The organism is Pirellulales bacterium (genome assembly GCA_035939775.1).
Lineage (GTDB): Bacteria > Planctomycetota > Planctomycetia > Pirellulales > DATAWG01 > DASZFO01.
This window is the reverse complement of record DASZFO010000202.1, coordinates 1-19447: the sequence shown is the minus strand read 5'-3', so window position 1 is coordinate 19447 and position 19447 is coordinate 1. Positions and strand designations below refer to the sequence as shown.

Sequence of the window (19447 nt, the reverse complement as noted above, 5' to 3'; positions counted from 1 at the left end):
AGGCTCCAGATCGGCGACGCGGGCGAGGGTTTCAATAAGACCGGTGAACATTGGGAGGTCGGAGATCGGAAGTCGGGCTGTTGGAGTCCAGCCTTCAGGCTGCCGCGCGCAGACTAGTGCCTGAACTCCAACGGTTTTCGTGCATCAAAACATCGGCTCGCTTTCCGTGCTGCGCTGCTGCAATCGTTGCCAAATGAACCGCACGGGCGGACCGAGCACAAACAGCGTGCAAATCAGCGGGATCGAGTAGGCTCGAATCACCATGATCGCCACCAGCGCAAACACTACGCCGACAATGTGGCCAAAACTCCGCTGCCCGCGAAAGACTTGATTCACGATGTGCGGGTAAGGAATCCGCGACACCATCAGCGCCGACACGGCCAGCGCCAGGATGCAGACCCAAATCTCCATGATCGAATCGATCTGATGGATGCTCGCCAATGAGTTCGTCTCTTGCCGTAGCGTGTAAAAGAGGATGGCGAAGCCGGCGATCGAGCCGGCCGCCGCGGGGCTCGGCAATCCGCTGAATTGCAGGTGGTCATCGTCCTCGGGCGATTCGACGTTGAACCGCGCCAGCCGCAAGGCCGCGCAAATGGGCACCGCCGCCGCAATAATCCAGATCGCCTCCGGATACGAATAGGCTAGCGACCTGCACATTGCCACCAGCAAGAACCCTGGGGCGACCCCGAACGACACCACATCGCAAAGACTGTCCAACTCGGCGCCGAAATCGCTCGAAGTGCGGGCCAACCGCGCGACGTGGCCATCCAGCGCGTCAAAGATCATTGCCAGAAAAATCAGCCAGCCGCTCAGCATGGCGTTTTGCGTCGGGTCGGTCGAATCGAATCCGCCGAGGCCGAAGGGCCCTTGAAATGAAATCCGCACCGCGGTCGGCGGCTCGGCAGTCAGCGGCCGATCGACTCGCGACGCCACCACAATGGCGAAGAATCCGCAGACGAGGTTCCCCAGCGTGAACAGCGTCGGCAAAACGGCGATGGTGCGGATTTTTCGCATGAGTTCAAATATACCTGCTGCTCGGTTCGGTCGTTTAGCCCGGAGCCAACGGCGACGGCGTGCGGCGCCGACTGCCGTCACCGTTGGCTCCGGGCTAAACGAATCGAAAACCAACGACCTCAGTAGCGGGCCAAGACGTCGCAACCGCCGTGAACATGTTGGCCGACACGGACCTCGACTTGCAGCCCTTCGGCGGGCAGGATCAATTCCGTGCGCGAGCCCAGCTTAATCATCCCAAACTTCTCCCCGCGTTCGATCACCTGGCCCGGCCTCAAATCGCAAACGATGCGCCGCGCGACTTGTCCGGCCACTTGCCGTATCGCCAGCTTCCGGTGCGGGGGCGCTTCCTCCTCCAATCCGATCCACATAGATTCATTATGGATCGCACATTCGGGCTTGAGAGCGCTAATAAACTGGCCCGGCGAATAACGTATCCGAATCACGCGGGCGGCGCTGGGGGAACGGTTTATATGGACATTGAAGAGCGACAGGAAGATGGCGATCCGCACGGCCGGCCCGCCGATAAAATCGTCATGCTCAAGCGAAGTCACCTCGACCACCTTGCCATCCGCCGGCGAGACCAATAGCCCGGCATCTCGCGGCATGCTCCGCGGCGGATCGCGGAAGAACCAGACCACCAGAGCCAAAGGTATCGCCGCGATCGGCGCCAAATACCAGTAGGTGAATGCCAGCACTACCGTCGCCGCGAGCAACGGCCACCCCATGATCTGCAACTCGGCGAGTCCCCAGCGGGCGAATGGAATCCGATCTCGCCACACGAACGGGTCGTCGGCGCAATCCCAATGGCAGTCCGTCTGATTGCGACAGAATTTGAGATCGCGCGGGTCGAGAATCTCATGCGGGCAGCCGGCCGGATCGCCGCGGCGCAGCTCGCCCATGCGCCGGACGTAGCCGCGGTTGAACGTTTTCAAAAACCTTCGCCGCCATCGTCCCCAAGCCAATTCGACGCGGTAACAAACACCGCCTCCCGGCTGCGTGCTCTTGATCTCTGCAGGCAGCGACTCCGGCGTCGCACGGCTGGGGGAAGCGGGCGCGGCTGGCGTTTCAACTTGGCTCATCGGCAATTCGCTGGTTCACGTGGCCCGTTGTTGCGCGGTCTCCTGACCGCGCCGCGAAGTTGGACCGAAGATTTCACTTTGATAGCGGACGTTTCAAGGAGACCTGCAGTCGAAAACTTGGTATGGTCGGGAGACCATACCACAGCAAGCGCCGGCGGCGAAGCCACTATCCTACCGCCGTCGGTCCGCCGCGCGAAGTTATTCTTGCGCCTAGCCAACCTCGCATAGTCGCTGTGAGTGTCTGCGAGCGCTCATCGCCAATCGCCGCTCAACTCAAAGGCGGCCCAGTAACGCGGGGAAAGGCGACCAGCATGGACGTCGCCGCCTGGAATCGCTTCTAATTCCAGTCCACGGATCAACTCCGGATGCCGAGCGGCATTGTTGAGCAGCCAAATCTGCGCTTCTCGCAGAGCTTCGAGTTTTGAAATCTTTCGATCGGGGTTCCAGAGATTGTAGTAGAACCGCTGCATCAGCGATTGCGTGGCCTTGTCGGGCACCTGCCAGAGGCTGGAGACGGTGGTTTTCGCACCGGCAAGTTGGAAAGCGCGCTGCAATCCCAGGAGCCCTTCGCCACCGGCCGACTCGCCGAGGCCCGTTTCGCACGCCGAGAGTGTCGCCAGTTCGACTTGGCTCAGGTCCAGTCCGGAGACTTCCAGAGCCGTCAGGATTCCGTCCTCCTTGCCCTCGGCCACTTGGCGATTCGCGCCGGCGAGCACCAGGCCGGAGAGCAAATCAGGATGGTAACCCGAAACATCTTGCCGTGTGAGCAAACCGCCCACGGCGGTGGAATCCAGTCGAGGGTCGAGAGCCGTTGCGGATTTCACTTTCGGAGCTGCAAAAAAGCCGTGCGTGGAGAAGTGCAAGTAGCGATACTTGCCCATTTCGTCGCGAACCGCGGTCTTCGTGGCCGCAGCGCCGGTCAATTCGAGCGGTGCGACCCCGCCGAAACGTTGGGCGAAGGCGGCTTTCACGGCGGCGACTTCGGCCACCGTTCCCGGCAGTGGCGGCCAGTATTGTGGCTGATCACCCCGAGCAGCGCCGCGGTCAAAGGCCACATCGACGATTCGGCCCGGATCGGCTCCAAAATCCACCCCGCCCACCAAAAGGAGAGATGCGACGTCGATCTGGCCGGATTTATTGTCGGTTATCAATTCGGGCAAGAGCCGCGGCACCGGCACGACGGCGATGGCCCTCTCTTCGATGAGATACGTGCCTTGCATTTTTCCCGGCAGGGCTGCCCAAGGAAAGCGAGCCGTTGCGCCGTCGGGAGAGATCAGGATCGTTTTGATTCCGGCCAAACTCGGCGCCAATTCCTCCCATACTCGCTGGCGCAGCTCTTGTCCCGGATCGGCGTTCGCCGCAGCGCTTGCCGATCCGTAGTTTCTACGCCATTGCTCGATGAAGTCGGCAATTGTCGCCGCAGGGCCCAGTTCGATCCGCTCGACGGGCTTGTCGGGCCGCACGACAAACGCCACGAGCCGACGTTCAAAGGACGGCCCTTTTCCCTTTTCTTCGGACGGCGCGACATGGTCATACTCCAAGAAATCGACCAACGCCGCGTCCGACGGCAACGCTCGGCGGATTTCGTCCGGTGTGCGGTGCTCCTGCTGGCGATGTTTGCGAAATTCGTCGCTCTTGGCGGCCAATTCCCGCTGCAATCGCTCAATGCTGTCGCTAAGTTCCGCCTGTTTCTGAAGGTATTCCGCTTCGGTTCCAGAGCGGGGAACGATACGCGATTGGTTTGCCAGATCACGACTAGCCGCATTCAATTTGTCGAACAACTCTGCCACGTCTGACGGAAGCCCTTTGCGAAGTGCTTGTCGCATCCCGCGCATGGCTTGTTGCCGCGCGGAAACAGTCCCCTTCCACGCGAGCAGCTCGGCATAGGCGCGTTCGCTGGAAGCGACGGCGCGTTCGGAATTCGAAAGATAGCCGTCGAGAAAAGCACGAAGTGTGTCAGCCATGCGCAATTGCTGGCGTTCCGATTGCACGCCCGCCGTGAGATCGAGTTGAGCGCGGACGATTTCGAATGCCTGGAGCGATAAGCGCTCGGCATTCAAGCGGTCGCCCGTGTCACTGTAATGTCCGGCCAGGTTGCTCAATTGAATGGCGTAATCGAGACTTTTATCGCCGAGCACGTCCTTGTCGATTTGCAAAGCTTTCTTGAGAAACGGTTCGGCGCGTCCGTAGTCGCCCAATGTTTCATAGAGGAGGCCTAGGTTGCCCAGGGTTGTCACGCACGCCAGATTATCCTCACCGAGCAGTTGCTGCTGGATCGTCAGCACCTCGCGAAAGAACATCTCGGCATTGGCAAAGTCACCGTTCCGCTGAAACAGAAGGGCTACGTTACCTAGACTGGCCGCATAATTGAGATCCTTTTTGCCGAGCACTTGTGCACGAATCTCCACGGATTGCCGATACAACGCCAAAGCCTTCGTGTACTGGCCCAGCTTGTAATACAGGTTGCCGAGATTATTGAGGTCGGTGGCGTAGGCCGGGCTCGATTCGCCGATCGCGTCCTTATCGATCTTTGAAGCCTGCTGGAAAAGCGGCTCGGCCTTGGAGTAGTCACCCATCGCCTCGTACAGAAGCGCCAGACTATTCAAGCTTCTGGCGTAGTCGGGATGGTTTTCGCCGAACAACTTCTTGCGGGTTTCCAAAGCTTGCCGGCAGAATCGTTCAGCCTGGGAATAGTCGCCCATCTCTTGGCGCAGCATTGCCATATCGTACAAAAGGCTGGCGTAGTCGGCGCTCGTTTCGCCGAGAGCCTTTCCGTCAATCGCCAGCGCTTGGCGCAACTCCGCGAGGGCGACGGTGTAGTCGGCGGTCTGCCGGTGTACCCGAGACAAACCGACCAGGCTGGCGGCGTAGTCGGGGTGTTCTTCCCCGAGTGACTCCTTACGGATCGCCAAGGATTCCTGGCAGAGACGTTCGGCCTTTCCGAATTCTGCGATATTGCAATAAAACCCGCCCAGATTTGCAAGGCCCGCGGCGTAGTCGGGGTCGTGTTCGCCAAGTGTTTGCTTGCGGATCGCCAACGCCTGCTCATAGAGCGGTTGGGCCACGGCGTAGTGACCCAATTCGTCGTACACGAGCGCAAGATTGTCTAATTCCGTGGCGTAGTATGGATGCCATTCGCCCCGCACCTCCTTGTCGATATCCAGTGCCTGCCGGAACAGCGACACGGCCTTGGCGTAGTTGGCCGCCTTGAAGTTGAGTGAGGCCAGATCGGCCAGCGTCGTGGCATAGTCGGGATGTTTGGAACCGAGGACGCCGCGGTACATGTCGGCCGAACGGTCCGCGGAGGAGATTGCCAAGGAAAACTTTCCCGAAGCGGAAAGCTGGCGGGCTTCGACGCTCAATCGGTACGCCTCGCTAAGTTTGTGGCGGTCGTCAACGCCAAGCTGCTGAAGCATCGACGTTTTTTCCAACGCCAAACGGGCCTCGATCGTTCGCCAATGATCCTTTCCCAGCAGTTTGGTGCAATTGGCGAGCGCCGCTTCGCGCAACTTCCGCGCTGCCGAAAAATCCTCCTTTTCGCAACGTAGATCGGCGAGATAACTCATTGAACTGATCGCATCCGGAGTTTCACTGCCGACGACCGCGAGTTCAATGTCCAGCATCTCCTTCGCCGCGGCGATTGCCTCATCCAGCTTGCCAGCCTGGTGGAGGTTTTGGGAGTACGTCCACAATAGGTCTCGTTGCTTCAGCCGCGCTTGCTGATCTTCGCTACGGGCCGGGGCGGCGATGTTCGCCGACGCCCTTTCGACGTCGCTCTTTCTAATCCACCCTTCCTGCGGTGGATTGGCGCCGGGAACCGCGACGAGATACCAATCGCCGTTGATTTGACTGGCAGTGAGTCGAGTTCCTTTCTTCACTTCGCCGATTCGCCTCTCGCCGCTCATGACGGACGTCGATTCGGCGGAGACGATCACGTCGAAAGGTCGGTCGGCTGCCCGAGCACGACCGAACATCGCCAGCAGCCAGATGGCGGCGATCTGCACCAGGCTTGATAATTGAGGCGTTCTAAAAGGTCGATCGAGGCGCATGAACATACATCCGATATTGCCCGATCGGGTGTTGATACCGCGAAGCCTATTGTACGAAGCGCCTTGCGGAATCGACACCAGGCGGAGGAATAAAGGCGACGGGAGTCATATCAACGACTCTCGTCCCCTGCTTTAATTCGCCCTGCGGGCCGGGTCGCTGAGCTTGGGTCGTTGGGCTGCCGTCAATCGTAATGTCGGCCAGTCGGGAAACGAGATATCGCGCTACTGCGGGCTGGCCGGTTTCTTTAACTGTGCGACCGTCGCAGGCCCGTTATCTTCCGATTCTTTGCATCATCTGCTGTCGCGTTTGCAGAATCTGCTGGCGCACCCGCTCCTGATTTTGGAGCACCATCTGCCGAAACGCGGCTGGATCGAAGAGAGGTCCAGCCACCGGCGCTGCCGGTGTGACGGCGTCGGTCCCGAGGCGCTCGGTGGCTTGCCACGAACCGTCGTCCTGCATCACGAAGGTCGTTCGCGTGACTTGATTGCCGTGATAGATAGTGACGGTGTGCGTGTTGGGTTGTCTGGCCGTCGGCTGAGGCGCAGGCGGCGCGCGCATCGCCGGCGCCGCCCCCGGTTCTGGCTGGTTCGGCGGGACGGCCGCCGGCTGTGCTGGTGCGGGCGGTCCCCATTCCCCCCGGTTTATTTCCTCTTGCCGAGCTTTTGCTTGATCCTCAGCCCACTTCTGCATGTCCTGGCTGTCCTGCAACATTTTGTTTATATAGTCATTGAGATCGCGCTCCTTCTGCGCCTGTTCGGCTTCTCGCTCAGCTTGGGCCTGTTGGTTAAGCCAGTCTTCGCGCTCCTTCGCGTTCTGGGCTTGTTGGTTTGCCCAGTTTTCGCGCTCTTGCTGATCCCGCTCAGCCTGTTCGCGGTCACGCTGAGCCTGGGCTTGCTGATTCTGCCAGTCCTCGCGCTCCTTCTCGGCCTGGGCTTGTTGGTTCTGCCATTCCTAGCGTTCCTTCTGAGCCTGGGCTTGTTGGTTTGCCCAATCCGTGGCGTCATCCGACCGAGCGTTTGGCACAAACACGCACAGCACACCCAGGCCAACAAGCGCGCCGAAAATCCGCAGTCTGATAATCTTCATGGTTGTCAACTCCCGTTTGTCTGAGGGTCGGCTGAATTCATGAGCGCCGCGAGATTGCCGGTAACCAAGGCGCCCGTTCTTCGCACGTGTCCAACCTTTAATTGCCGTTCTCGCTAGACGGCGGCCACAGCGGCTGACAATTCAGTGTAATGGACCGATCGAAATGACGAGGATGCGGCGGAGGCCATCTTTCCGGCCAAAAACAGCCAGCTTGGAGGAATTAAAGGGGACGGAGGAATTAAACGGGGACGGGAGTCGTAACAATGACTCCCGTCTCCTTTACTTTTCCGAGCATTTACCGCGGGATTCCGTCTTCGGCCTCTTACGAATTCGGCCTGACTGCCCTGGTGCTCAAATAATCGCGGTCACTTCAACCGCAACACGAGCGGATCTTTGCTCTGGATCGTGAAATGCGCGTCCCGAGCATTGGGACCGCTGCTTTCGACTCGGAATCGATCGAAAACCGTTTCTTCCGGCACATCGCGAAACTCGAATTTACCTTGCTTCCCGGGTATTACAAAATACGTTTTCTCGCCGGCAAAAGCCTGGACGAACGATAGGGGCGCCGGTTTGCCATCTTTGTCGAGCAACAGACCGGCGACATCTTTGCATTTCTCGACTTCAACCACAGGCAATTCAAACTCTGCGGCATCCTCGGGAATTTCGTAGTGCGCTTCTTGTGAATCCTTCGATTGCCGGACTTCTTTCCTCGGAACGTCGATGACTTGCATGTCCACGTCGCCTGGCAGAGCCGTCGCGCTGTACCGCCCATTGGCATCGCTCCAGACTTTGTCCGAAAGCGAATGATTGCTGCCTACGACAATCGCCGCGCCGGCGACCGGTTTGCCGGTCTTTTTGACACGAATCAAGCCATGCACTTTGACAAGCATTTCCATCGGGATTTCGATCCGCGTCGTATCACCGGGCACGACCTCCACTTGATTGTCCTCGATGACGCGCGGGCGGACCGGTAGTCGTTCGTCGGCAATCTGCGCGCGGAGCATGACCTGACCGGCGGCGATCGCCGGTACCACGAATCGGCCATCGGCATCGACATGCAATTCTGCCTGGCCCCAACCCTCCAAGCTGTTCGTCACGTTTTTCTTTCGCTCGACCGCGGTCGTCCTTCGGCGAGTGGAAATCGAGACGGACATTCCGCGAAACAGCTCGGGCTGTGCGGCGACAACTTGTCCTTCGATCCGTCCCACAGGGGCCAACTGGAGCGTGCTGCTGCTCGCGCGCCCTGCGTGCAAAATGAAAAGCTGCGAGCCGTAACCTGCCGCTTGGATCATGACTTGAAAGGATTTGTCGGGGCCGACCGCGGAAATCCGCGCTCGCCCCTGCTCATCGGTCGTCCCGCAGATATTGGCGGCCAATTCCGGCAACATATCCTCCGGCAGCCCGACGCGGGCCGCGGCCAACGGCGCGCCATCCGGCGTCAGCACGGTGAATTCGGCATCAACTGGCTGCCCGAGCTGAATCTCCAACCGTGTGGAGTGATCATCCTTTGGACCGGTCGCGTCTGGAATGGCCTGCGGCGCTGCGTCTCCGGTTCCAATGGCGTAGCCAGGAGCGTACGCCACGACCCTCGGAGAAACGTCTAGTCCAGTCGCATCTTTCGGCAACCATTCGATTGGAAACTCGAGCTTGAATCGCCCATCAGCGCCTGCCTTCGCGTGGACCGTGAATTCGCCGGGCGCAACATTCCGGCGGACCGGATACCAAACATCAGCGCCGGCGACCGTCTTGCCCGCCCGATCCACAACCCAACCGACGATCGCCCGCTTCGGCACATTCGCGTCGGCGGAAACTGGTTTTGGCAGCGGCGGGGGCAGTTCGATTTTCGGAAGCGGTCTGCGTGGATAGGGCGGCCGCTCGAATATCGGACCGCCGGCAGTTTGATATCCACCGGCGACCGCAACCACACCCATAAGCGGCTCGCTCTCGATTCGTAGTTGCGCCGACTTCAGTTTGTTCCAATCGACGTTAGTTTGCGATTCAGGATCGATCCTCTGATTGCTCCCCGGCTCCAACAGCACCAACACGCCGTCGATATCTTTCTGGACTAACCCTGTCAGCCGCCGGGCACTGTATGGCTCTAAGCTGCGATTTTTGTTCGACAGCCGATAACTGTCTATCTGTGTGTGGAGGTTGACCAATTCGGGCGGAATCCCACGAGCGGTGAAGGAGCCGCTGGAATCGACCTCGATGATTTGCGAGTCCCACGCATTTTCGCGGCCAATGAGAATCCGCGTATGCGGCGGCAATGGCTTGCCGTCGGACAGCACCAGGCGCCCCGTGATGCGGTATGCCGGTTCAACGGCCAAATCACCGACATTCATATCGCTGCCGTCGGCGCCCACATGGATTCGCCGGTCGGAAATTCCGCCGCAGTCGCGAAGGCTATCCATGATTCCGTAGATATTGAAATCCCGGTCCGGCGGCACGTTGGCAAACAGAAACTCGCCGTGCGCGTCGGTACCGATTTCGAGAGGGCCGACGGAAGTTTCGATTTGCCGGTCGGCTTGGATCACGCCCACTCTCACGGATGCGACTGGGCGGCCGTGATCCGCCACGCGCCCGCGCACCGTGGCTCCCTCGGTGAGCACCAAACGGTTATCCGCTTTCGCTGTCGGCACAAGCACGAAGTTTTTCTTGGCCAGCGAGCGAGCTGTCACTTCCAAATCGAAGGCCTCGGCTGAATGCGCGGACACAAGCTCGAACCGGCCCACTTCGTCCGTGACGGCCAGCGGGTCGGTCCCCTCGAGACCGCCCCAATGGCGCCCGCGATCGTCCTTGCAACCGAACGGCTCAACCAGTGCCGCGGTGACCGGCTTGCCGCGCGAATCGACGACCTGGCCGGAAACAATTTGCCGCGGATTGCTGGGCAATGACGGCCGAGCTTTGAGGTTTACTTCCATCGGCTTGTGATTCAGCGGATCGACGGACGCGAATTTTGGTTCAAAGCCCTTCTTTACGAAGAGCACTTGGAACACCAGCGTCGGATCGAGCGATTTGATCGTGAACGCTCCGGCCGAATCGCTCTCGGCCGTTTTGCTGCAATCGAGGTAACAACTCGGGCAATACGGATTCACGCCCACCCGGGCGCCCGCCGTCCAAATCCGAACAGTCGCTCCCTGCACTGGCTTGCCCGCGCTATCGAGCACCGTGCCGATGATTTCCCCATGCGCCGCGGTATCCTCGGCGGCCACCGGACGCGGAGCGAATGGACTACTCAAAAAGCCGCAGAGAACGATCGCCGACGCCAAGAACGACAGCCAAAAGTGCCGCATGCTTTCCTCCTTCCGATTCCGCATTCCCTGACACCAAATCGAAGATTCGAGGTCGCCGCGCGAAACTTGCCCTGGCCCCCGCTGAAGAAGTGATATTATTTGAGCATGAGCGCAATCGTCCTACAAGATCGGCTCCGGCGGCGCAATGAATAACGAGGCGCGACTCGTTGTTTCGCGCGTCGCGTCGCTTGGACGAATTTGGAGTCGAAATTGTAGCAGCGGTCTTGGCAAAATGCTGGCTCACGCGGTCGCATTCTTTGATGTCTTGAATAGGTGTGCACCGAGCGGATCCTCGTCGCGCACCCCGTCAGGCGGCCGGTGGTCGCGGCATGACGCCGAATCGCCTGAGCATCCGAAAGGGGAAGGTCCCTCGTTTGAAGAATGTTCGGACCGGATGCCCGCCTAGCCAACTCGCTCCAAATCGGGCACAATAATCGGTGAGATGGCGGAGCGGCCGCGATGACTTGCTGGTCGCGCTCATCCGGAGGCTGACGCCGCCGGCTCGTTTATCACTCCCCAGTCCCTAGCCCCCATCCCCCGAATGTCCTCCATTGTCGATATCCATGGCCGGCAGATTCTTGATAGCCGCGGCAATCCAACTGTCGAGGTTGACGTTACCCTAGTTGACGGCTCGTTCGGCCGCGCCGCGGTTCCTAGCGGCGCGAGCACGGGCATCCACGAGGCCTGGGAGCTGCGCGACGGCGACGCGAAGGCGTTTGTCGGCAAAGGCGTGACCAAGGCGGTCGCCAACGTGAACGAAGTGCTCGCCCGCGAGTTGAATGGGATGGACGCACTCGATCAGGCGGCGATCGACCGGCGCATGATCGAGTTGGACGGCACGGAGAACAAGAAGAATCTTGGCGCGAATGCCATCCTCGGCATCTCGCTGGCGGTCGCCCATGCCGCGGCCGAGCATTGCGGCCTGCCGCTTTACAAGTATCTCGGCGGTCCCGGCGCCCGGCTCTTGCCCGCCCCGATGATGAACATTATTAATGGCGGCGCCCATGCCGATAACGCCGTCGATGTGCAAGAGTTCATGGTCATGCCGCTGGGGTTCGATTCATTCAGCGCCGCGCTGCGGGCGGGGGTCGAGACATTCCACCAGCTCAAGAAGGTGCTCAAGGGGAAGAAGCTCAATACGGCCGTTGGCGATGAAGGGGGCTTCGCTCCCGATCTCAAGAGCAACGGCGAGGCGCTCGACCTGATCCTCGAAGCGATTCAGCAGGCGGGTTACAAGCCGGGCGAGCAGATCATGATCGCGCTGGACGTCGCGGCCACCGAGCTTTACGACGGCAAGAAAAAGGTCTACTCGATCGACAGCCGCGAGATCGATAGCCGCGGCATGGTCGATTTTCTGGCGGGCTGGGTCGAAAAATATCCGATCTGCTCGATCGAAGATGGCTGCAGCGAGGACGATTGGGACGGATGGAAGCTGCTGAGCGACCGGCTCCGCAACCGCGTGCAGCTCGTCGGCGATGATATTTTCGTCACCAATACGAAGCGATTGCAGCGCGGCATCGACGGCGGCGTGGCCAACAGCATCCTGATCAAAGTGAATCAGATCGGCACGCTGACCGAAACGATCGAGGCGATTCAACTCGCGACGCGCCACGGCTACACCAGCATCGCCAGCCATCGCAGCGGCGAGACGGAAGACGCCACGCTCGCCGATCTGGCCGTCGCGATGGGCACCGGCCAAATCAAGACCGGCTCCGCCTCGCGCACCGATCGACTGGCCAAATACAATCAATTGCTTCGCATCGAGGAAGACCTCGGCGAAGCGGCGATGTATGCCGGCCCGCTCTTCAAGCGGCGTTGAGAGAGGGCTAATTCGCGATTTCGTCCTATCGACCTTCACGCCAATTGCAACGTCTCTTGTCTACTACCTCCCGCCTCAGCTTGACCGATTCTCCTTGGTTCTGGGTCTACGTCTTCAGCGCCGCCGCGGCTTTGGCCCTATTTTTGATGGGCGGAAAATACGAGCACCGGCAAGGACACATCGAAGACGAATACCGCTTCGGCACTCGCACGCTTGCCAAGCCCGCCGCCGCGCAGGAGCCTGCTTCCGCGCCTAAATCCGGGGAGCCGCTCTCAGAAAACGCGCCCCTGGCCGACGGACCTCAACCTCCCACGCACGAGTTGCTGATCTCGCTCGGGCCATTGCGCTTCGCCGCAATCATCGTCATGATGATCTCCTGCATCGCCCTGCAATGGCAGCTCGTTCGTCGTAGAGGCCCGGCAGCGGAAGCCACGAGGCAAGTGGCAAGTGACAAGTGATCGCTGCCGCGGCGGACAATCTCTGGATGGCGCGGTAACACAGGCGTAACGTGCCCCTTGTAAGCTCTTGTTCGTGTGGCCGTCGGGCCTTTTATCTCCGGGTTGCAGGAACCAAACAAGGAGCAAGCCATGTGTCGGAAAGCATTCTGGATGGCGTTCGGTGCGCTGATTGCCGCTGTCGCGATTGGCCGCGGAACTCTCGCCCGCGCCGCCTCGCCCAGCGAGACGCTCGAAAAGGCGATCTACACCGAGGAAACCGTCGGCAACGTGGACGAGGCGATCAAGCTCTATGAGCAAGTGATCACTGAAGGAAAGGTGGCCCGCAATGCCGCCGCGCAGGCTGAGTATCGTCTGGCTCAATGCTTGTTCAAGAAGAACAAGCCGGCGGAGGCGAATGCGGCGCTCGAAAAGCTGATCGCGGACTTTCCAGAGGAGAAGGAACTGCTGGCCAAGGCCCGCAAGCAGTTGCCGAGCGAACTCAAGCTGCTCCCAGCGCCATGGCAGGATCATGAAGCGCAGTTGATCAGCCTCAAGCTGGCCGGCGGGCTGGACATCGGCGCGTATGTCTACATGATCGATTCGGCGACGCATGAAGGCAAAGAAGCCTGGCGCTGCGCGACTCGGGCCTTCGTGACCGTCAATGGCGCGCAAAGTTATAGCACGGTGCTGGCCGACAAGGAAAGCTTCGCGCCCTTCAGCAGCCGCTGGATGCACTCGCTCTTGGGAGACGTCGAGGCCGTTTACAAGCCACAGGTGGTCGAGTTGACGGATTTACTTAAGAAGACCCATCGCGAAATCGCCCTGGACGGGCCGATATTCGACAACGAAGAAGCGGCGGAACTCTTTCGCCGCCTGCCATTAGCTGTCGGTTACAAGACGACAATCCCCATCATGTCCATCTTAACCTCAGGCAAGATCCCGCTGGGTCTGGAAGTCACCGGCAAAGAGACGCTCGAAGTCCCGGCGGGCAAATTCGAGTGCTTCAAGGTCGTCCTCAACATTGGCCAGACGTTCTATATTTCGACCGACGAGCATCACTATGCCGTCAAATTCGAGGCCGGCGGGGCGATCGGCGAATTGGCGCATGTTTATCAACTTGAGCCGGGCAAGCCGCTGACGTTCGACGGCGACGGATTCAGCTTGACGCTTCCCGAGCGTTGGTTCGCTTACACGCCTAAGCCCGTCAAGAAGGACGAAGGCGAAAAGGCGATATTTCTCGATCGAGACGGCGCGGCTACGTGCTGGGTCTCGGCAAAGACCCGGAAGACGGATGAAAAGCGAAAGACGATCAAGGAGCGGATCGACGCCGACATCGAAGAGAATAAAACCGCGCTCAAAGATTTCAAGGTCCGCGCGGACGGCATTAAGGAGCGCACGATCGCCGGCCGCCCGGCATACAGCGTCGTCGCCGATTACACTGATGGAGAGAAGAAAATGGTGATGTACGGCACGGACGTGCTCGGCGACAAGCTGGAAATCAATTTCGCCGCGATGGTCGCGGCCGACAAGCTCGACGCCTTTCAAAAGGAGTTTGACAAAGTGATCGGTAGCTTGCAGTTGAAATAGCGCTCGGCGGGCAAAGGTTTTGTCAGTCGAAGGCTGTCGGCGGGGGTGCCACTGCTGGCTTGTCCAGCAGTGATGCTCTGGACATTAGCGTGCATGCGGCACTGCTGGACAAGCCAGCAGTGGCACCCGAAAACCTGGTAGGTGGTATGCGGCATTGGATGCGAACTCAGTCGACTGGCGATTCTTCACTAGCGCCGGCGCTGCTGCTCGTACTGCTCGTGGCGTTGCCCACGGTGGCGATGCTCTGGCTAATGAACGAGGCCATGCAGAACGAGCGGCTCGCCGTGCGCCCGCGATTAGCCGACGCCTATCGCGGCCAACTGGAGATCGTGCGCCAGCAGGTCGCGGCCGCTTGGCGCCAGTCTCTCGCGGAGGCGGACGCAACCGCCGCAGACTTGCCGCCGCCTCAGGCCTTCGCGGCTTGCGTCGGTCGTGGGTTTGCCGACAGCGTAATCGTGCTCGACGCCGGCGGCCGGCCGAGCTATCCGGCCGATGCAGTGCCCTCGGCCGCCGAAGTCGTTGAAGCCGCGTCCGAATGGCAAGCCGCGGCCCAACTGGAGTTCACCGATCACAACTACTCGGCTGCTGCGCAAGCATACGGCCGCATCGCGCGCGCCACCCAAGACAAGCGGCTCGCTGCCCGAGCGATTCAGGCCCAAGCGCGATCGCTGCTCGCGGCCGGAGACAAGGTCGCTATGGTGCAGCTTCTCAAAGATCAGATCGAGAATCCGCACATTCAAGCGGCGATCGGCGCCGATGGGCGCTGGTTGCTGGCCGACTTGATGCTCCTGTCGATCGATACCGCGAGGGATTCTGACCCGCCGCTCGCGGCGACGACGGTCGCCAAGCTTTCGGCGCGGCTCGCCGACTACGATCGACCCGCGATGAGTGCCCCTCAACGTCGCTTCGTCATGCACGAGCTACGCCGAATGTTTCCCGAGATCGCGCCGTTTCCCACGCTGGCTGCCGAAGACCTGGCGGCCGAATACCGGGAGCGAAGCGCCGATCCGTCCACTCCTCACGATCTGCAACCGGCCGGCTTGAATAACACTTGGACGGTTTCTTCTCCCGGCGGCCGCGTCCTGATGCTCTTCCGGACGCCAACGCTGCTATCGTATTTTAAACGGCAATTGGGCCAGCAGTCTCTCCCCTCCGGAGTGCGGCTCGACATCGTGCCGCCGCTCGACGTAGACGACCAAAGTGACGGGCTGCTATCGGCGGCCATCGGTCCGGACCTGCCGCGCTGGCGAGTAGCGCTTTCGCTGCTCGACGATCCGTTCAGCGGCTCTGCCTCCACGCGGACTCGGTTCTACTTCTGGACCGCGGTAGTGACGATTCTCGCGACCGGGTCTCTGGCGCTCCTGGTCGCCACGGTCCTGCGGCGGCAAATGCGGCTATCGCGACTCAAGAACGATTTGGTGGCCACCGTGTCGCATGAACTCAAGACGCCCCTCTCGTCGATGCGATTGCTCGTCGATACGCTGCTCGAGCGGCAGCCACCCGATCCGCGGCAAACTCTGGAGTATCTGCAACTCGTGGCGCGAGAAAACGAGCGCCTTTCACGGCTGATCGACAACTTCCTAACGTTTTCGCGACTGGAGCGCGGCAAACAGCAATTCGCCGCCGAGCCGATCGAGCCCGCGGAAGTCGCTCGGCAGGCCGCCGAAGCGCTGCACGACCGGCTTTACGAGCCCAATTGCCAGTTCGAGCTGCAAATCGAGCCGGATTTGCCGATGATTTCGGGCGATTTCGACGCGCTCGTGACCGTGCTTGTCAACCTGCTCGACAACGCGCTTAAGTACAGCGGCGACCAGAAGCGGATCGCGCTTCGAGCGATCGACAACGGAAACACGGTCGGTTGGTCGGTCGAGGACAACGGCGTCGGGCTTTCGCCGCGGCACAAACGCCGAGTGTTCGATCGGTTTTATCAAGTCAACGAGCGACTGACGCGCACCGCCGGCGGCTGTGGATTGGGCCTGAGCATTGCGCAGCGGATCGTGATCGCCCACGGCGGCTCAATCGCCGTCGAGAGCGAGGTGGGCAAGGGGAGCGCGTTTCGGGTGATGTTGCCGGCCAATGAGCGAGAGGATGCTCGAGACGAACCATGCAAGACGTTTTGATCGTCGAAGATGACGCGACCCTGTTGCGCGGGCTAAAGGACAATTTCGCCGCCCAGGGCTACCACGTGCGCACGGCGCGCGAGGGGCGCGCCGGGCTCGATGCCGCGCTCGCAAAACCGCCCGACCTGATCGTGCTGGACATCATGCTCCCCTTGATGAACGGCTACGAGGTTTGCCGCCATCTTCGCCAGCAGGGCTTTGAAATGCCGATCCTCATGCTCACGGCGAAGGGACAAGAGGAAGACATCATCCGCGGACTGGAACTCGGGGCCGACGACTACGTGACCAAGCCCTTCAGTATTCGGCAGCTCTTGGCCCGAGCCGCGGCCTTTCTGCGGCGGCAATCGCAATCGGCCAACGGCATGCACCAGTTCGGCCAGTGCACACTCGACCTGGCCTCGCACAAGCTGCTGCGCCGCGGCGAAGAGGTGCCGCTCACAACCAAGGAATTCCGCATGCTGGAATTCTTCATCAAGCGGGCAGGCCGGGCTCTCACTCGGAACGAAATCATGAACAACGTCTGGGGCCGCTCGGTGATCGTCACCTCGCGCAGCGTCGATCGCTGCATCACAACCCTCCGAGGCAAAATCGAGCCCGACCCCAAGCGACCGACGCACATCCAAACGATCCGCGACATTGGCTATCGTTTTGAGCGCGGCGATTAGATCGAAAGCTTCGGTAGGCTTTCCGGGCCGACTTCCAACCTCTGATGAGGGCCTTCCCGCCGTCCATCCGGTCTGAGCCTGCGGTGTCGAAGACACGCGGCTGGGGCTACCTATCGCCGTCTGCCTCCTGCCGACTACCTTCTCTTTCGGCCCGCCGCACATCACGGCGTCGGCAGCGTCGTCGGCGCGCCGAGTGTGTTCTGTTGGAGCTGCAGGCCGGGGATCACGGAGAAGGGCGGGCTGGGGGCAAACGAGCCGGGCAGGTATTCTTCCTTGAGGGTGCCGACCTTGATCTGCTGCTCGAGGAACTCGAGCTTCCGTTCCAAGGTCGCTTGCTCGTCGAGGTAAGCCTTCCGCTCGGTCGGATCGGTGGCGGCCGCCAGTCGCTTTTGGATGTTCTGAAGGTCTCCCTCAAGGATTTGCTTGATCCTGAATGCGTCCTGAGGCGTCGAGGCCAGCACGCTCTCGTTGTGCTCGGTGACGGCCACCTGCGCAGTCACCTTGCCGACGGAGTCCCTGATCGTCGTCGGCAGGCCGAGTTCATCGATATAGTAGACGACCTCCTTGCTGCGCTTGACCGGCGAACCATTCAAGGCAAAATCGAGGATCACGAGCGTCAGCTTGGTCAGATCATCGCGGCCATCGGGAAGTACCCACACATAAGTGCCGCAGTAATGCCCGACGTAATTGCAGCAGCAATCCTTGGGAACGTCCTTCTTGCAGCCGACGTGGAACCAGCATTTTCCCTTGAGGCAGTCGGTGGTGACGGATCCGCCTCCGCTTTGACTGATCTTCCCCTCGGGATCGCCGGTATAAAAGCTGTTGAGCCGGGCCTGGCAATCCGGGCAGTTACGCGACATCACGCCGCACCCGCAGCCCGCCACGGCCTGCTGATAGGCGCAGCGCATCAACTCCAGCTTTTTCGGGTCGTTGATCGGAGTGATCGTGAAGCCTTCCTGCTCCGACCGCTGGGCATTGATATTGAGCCCGAGCGAGCTAAGCAGGAAATCACCGAAACGTGGCGGATGCGAGGCGGCGGTCGCCCCCGAGGTGATTGGTCGGCCCCAGTTCGGCGTCAAGCCGGCGACGCCTTGATCGGTGACAGTCGCGCCGCTTTGATTCGGATACGAGAAATGAGGGAATGAGTTGATGTCGTGGGCGAACATCGCCAGGTTGTCGAGCACCTGCTGCTGATGGAAATCGCCGACCGCGGCCGCCTGGTTCACAGCGTTGTTGCGCAACTGGATATGTGTGCAGCCCGTGACTGCGGCAAGCACGATGCAGGCCGCGATACATCCCCCGAGCCTGCGCGACCGGTAGCGGCGGAAATGAATCAGTTCGTCATCCATCCATGCACCTGGCGCTTCCGAGACAATCTCGCGCCCGCCGGACGAGGCGGACTGCCGTTACGACCGTTAAGACCCCTTCCTTTGATCGGTTCGGCATAACCGTTACTTAAGACACGGCCATGTTAATTGGCAGATTCAGCCTGGATTCCCCAAAGCCTCACTCCGCTGGGTGAGGCCGACGCTAGCAGTGTCGGCCGCGTGGGCGACGCTGCCAGCGTCGCGGTCAGGTCCAACGGACTTTATTGTCGCGCGACATGCCAGCCGTTTAGAATCGAGGCGACCCGGAGTTGCATACTCTGCGGGGCCCGAACGATGAGCGCGCGGCTCGCGGCGTCGAAGCGGATCGTCGGATGCGCGGCGGGCGCTTCGGAACCAGCCGCTGTGGCCAGCTCGCGTTCGATTCGAGCGATGAGCGCTTGTCCATTCGTTTCGCCGCTTAGTAACTCGCCGGCCGGATAAAACTCGACTTCCGCATGCATGGCCGCCGCTTGAGGGGTGGTGATCTCGACGGCCCTCTCGCCGACGACGCGCCAAGTGAGGTCCATCGGCTCGACCAGCGCCGTGAGCGTTTGCCCGAGCGGCTGACGATCGGCCGCGAGCAATGCTTCCGTCTCGGCCGACATCCGCTGCTCGGCCAACGCCACTTGGTCGATCAATAGCGTGACATGGGTCGATCCATGCAGGTAGGCGAGGACCCGTGAGAGCGGCTCGGGTCGATTGAAGTCGGCGGTGACTGGAAGCGCGAGCGCTTTGGCGGCCGCGGCCGTCCGTGGCACGAGACGGAAGCGGTCCGGATCGATCTTGCTCCGCAGCGGCAGGCCGCGGGCGATGCGCAGCTTCTCGCAGAATACTAGCAACTGGGCATGCACGGATTCGCTCTGCTCGACCACCAGCGCCCCGTCGCTCCAGCGGCTCGTGCCCAAGCCGCCGGCCTCCTTCCAACTCGGC

13 protein-coding genes are annotated in these 19447 nt (G+C 60.7%); 6 read left to right on the top strand and 7 right to left on the bottom strand.

Translation table 11 applies throughout. The annotated features are described in order from the left end of the window. Positions 1–144: 144 nt before the first annotated feature. The 4 genes from pssA to VGY55_12960 form a co-directional block, all read right to left on the bottom strand. Positions 145–1014: a CDP-diacylglycerol--serine O-phosphatidyltransferase gene (gene pssA / locus VGY55_12975; GenBank protein ID HEV2970877.1), complete on the bottom strand. Its 870-nt coding sequence runs from the start codon at positions 1012–1014 to the stop codon at positions 145–147. A 119-nt stretch (positions 1015–1133) separates the two neighbouring features. Beyond that, positions 1134–2093, bottom strand: coding sequence for a phosphatidylserine decarboxylase (locus tag VGY55_12970; protein ID HEV2970876.1), 960 nt, complete (start codon positions 2091–2093; stop codon positions 1134–1136). A gap of 251 nt (positions 2094–2344) precedes the next feature. Then, entirely contained in the window at positions 2345–6097 is a 3753-nt protein-coding gene (locus VGY55_12965; GenBank protein ID HEV2970875.1) for a CHAT domain-containing tetratricopeptide repeat protein, read from the bottom strand. A 316-nt stretch (positions 6098–6413) separates the two neighbouring features. Further along, positions 6414–6701 (bottom strand): hypothetical protein, encoded by a 288-nt coding sequence (locus VGY55_12960; GenBank protein ID HEV2970874.1) that lies wholly within the window; start codon positions 6699–6701, stop codon positions 6414–6416. 108 nt (positions 6702–6809) lie between these two features. On the opposite strand from VGY55_12960, the gene VGY55_12955 reads away from it, so the two are divergent. Then, on the top strand, positions 6810–7253 hold the full coding sequence (locus VGY55_12955; protein ID HEV2970873.1) for a hypothetical protein: 444 nt from the start codon (positions 6810–6812) through the stop codon (positions 7251–7253). Between the two features lie 341 nt (positions 7254–7594). On the opposite strand, the gene VGY55_12950 is transcribed toward VGY55_12955, so the two are convergent. Continuing rightward, entirely contained in the window at positions 7595–10522 is a 2928-nt protein-coding gene (locus VGY55_12950) for a hypothetical protein (GenBank protein HEV2970872.1), read from the bottom strand. A gap of 541 nt (positions 10523–11063) precedes the next feature. Here VGY55_12950 and eno point away from each other — a divergent pair. The 5 genes from eno (at position 11064) to VGY55_12925 (ending at position 17150) form a co-directional block, all read left to right on the top strand. Beyond that, on the top strand, positions 11064–12341 hold the full coding sequence (gene eno / locus VGY55_12945) for a phosphopyruvate hydratase (protein ID HEV2970871.1): 1278 nt from the start codon (positions 11064–11066) through the stop codon (positions 12339–12341). A gap of 56 nt (positions 12342–12397) precedes the next feature. Further along, entirely contained in the window at positions 12398–12799 is a 402-nt protein-coding gene (locus VGY55_12940) for a hypothetical protein (protein ID HEV2970870.1), read from the top strand. Between the two features lie 129 nt (positions 12800–12928). Beyond that, positions 12929–14365 carry a tetratricopeptide repeat protein gene (locus tag VGY55_12935; GenBank protein ID HEV2970869.1) on the top strand — a complete coding sequence of 479 codons (1437 nt, stop codon included), beginning with the start codon at positions 12929–12931 and terminating at the stop codon, positions 14363–14365. A 158-nt stretch (positions 14366–14523) separates the two neighbouring features. Beyond that, positions 14524–16485, top strand: a complete 1962-nt coding sequence (locus tag VGY55_12930) for a HAMP domain-containing sensor histidine kinase (GenBank protein HEV2970868.1) — start codon at positions 14524–14526, stop codon at positions 16483–16485. Then, positions 16470–17150, top strand: coding sequence for a response regulator transcription factor (locus tag VGY55_12925; GenBank protein ID HEV2970867.1), 681 nt, complete (start codon positions 16470–16472; stop codon positions 17148–17150). The genes VGY55_12930 and VGY55_12925 overlap by 16 nt, the downstream gene beginning before the upstream one ends. 161 nt (positions 17151–17311) lie before the next feature. Here VGY55_12925 and VGY55_12920 read toward each other — a convergent pair whose 3' ends face one another. Both VGY55_12920 and VGY55_12915 read right to left on the bottom strand, forming a co-directional pair. Further along, complete coding sequence (locus VGY55_12920) at positions 17312–18499, bottom strand: hypothetical protein (GenBank protein ID HEV2970866.1); 1188 nt, start codon at positions 18497–18499, stop codon at positions 17312–17314. A gap of 239 nt (positions 18500–18738) precedes the next feature. Then, positions 18739–19447: hypothetical protein (locus VGY55_12915; GenBank protein ID HEV2970865.1), on the bottom strand; the 709-nt coding region annotated here is incomplete at its 5' end.

What these genes read in the sequence shown, in the direction of transcription:
- pssA (HEV2970877.1), bottom strand. Translation starts at nt 1,014, where the DNA reads ATGCGAAAAATCCGCACCATCGCCGTTTTGCCGACGCTGTTCACGCTG.
- VGY55_12970 (HEV2970876.1), bottom strand. Translation starts at nt 2,093, where the DNA reads ATGAGCCAAGTTGAAACGCCAGCCGCGCCCGCTTCCCCCAGCCGTGCG.
- VGY55_12960 (HEV2970874.1), bottom strand. Translation starts at nt 6,701, where the DNA reads ATGCGCGCGCCGCCTGCGCCTCAGCCGACGGCCAGACAACCCAACACG.
- VGY55_12950 (HEV2970872.1), bottom strand. Translation starts at nt 10,522, where the DNA reads ATGCGGCACTTTTGGCTGTCGTTCTTGGCGTCGGCGATCGTTCTCTGC.
- eno (HEV2970871.1), top strand. Translation starts at nt 11,064, where the DNA reads ATGTCCTCCATTGTCGATATCCATGGCCGGCAGATTCTTGATAGCCGC.
- VGY55_12935 (HEV2970869.1), top strand. Translation starts at nt 12,929, where the DNA reads ATGTGTCGGAAAGCATTCTGGATGGCGTTCGGTGCGCTGATTGCCGCT.
- VGY55_12930 (HEV2970868.1), top strand. Translation starts at nt 14,524, where the DNA reads ATGCGAACTCAGTCGACTGGCGATTCTTCACTAGCGCCGGCGCTGCTG.
- VGY55_12925 (HEV2970867.1), top strand. Translation starts at nt 16,470, where the DNA reads ATGCAAGACGTTTTGATCGTCGAAGATGACGCGACCCTGTTGCGCGGG.
- VGY55_12920 (HEV2970866.1), bottom strand. Translation starts at nt 18,499, where the DNA reads ATGGATGACGAACTGATTCATTTCCGCCGCTACCGGTCGCGCAGGCTC.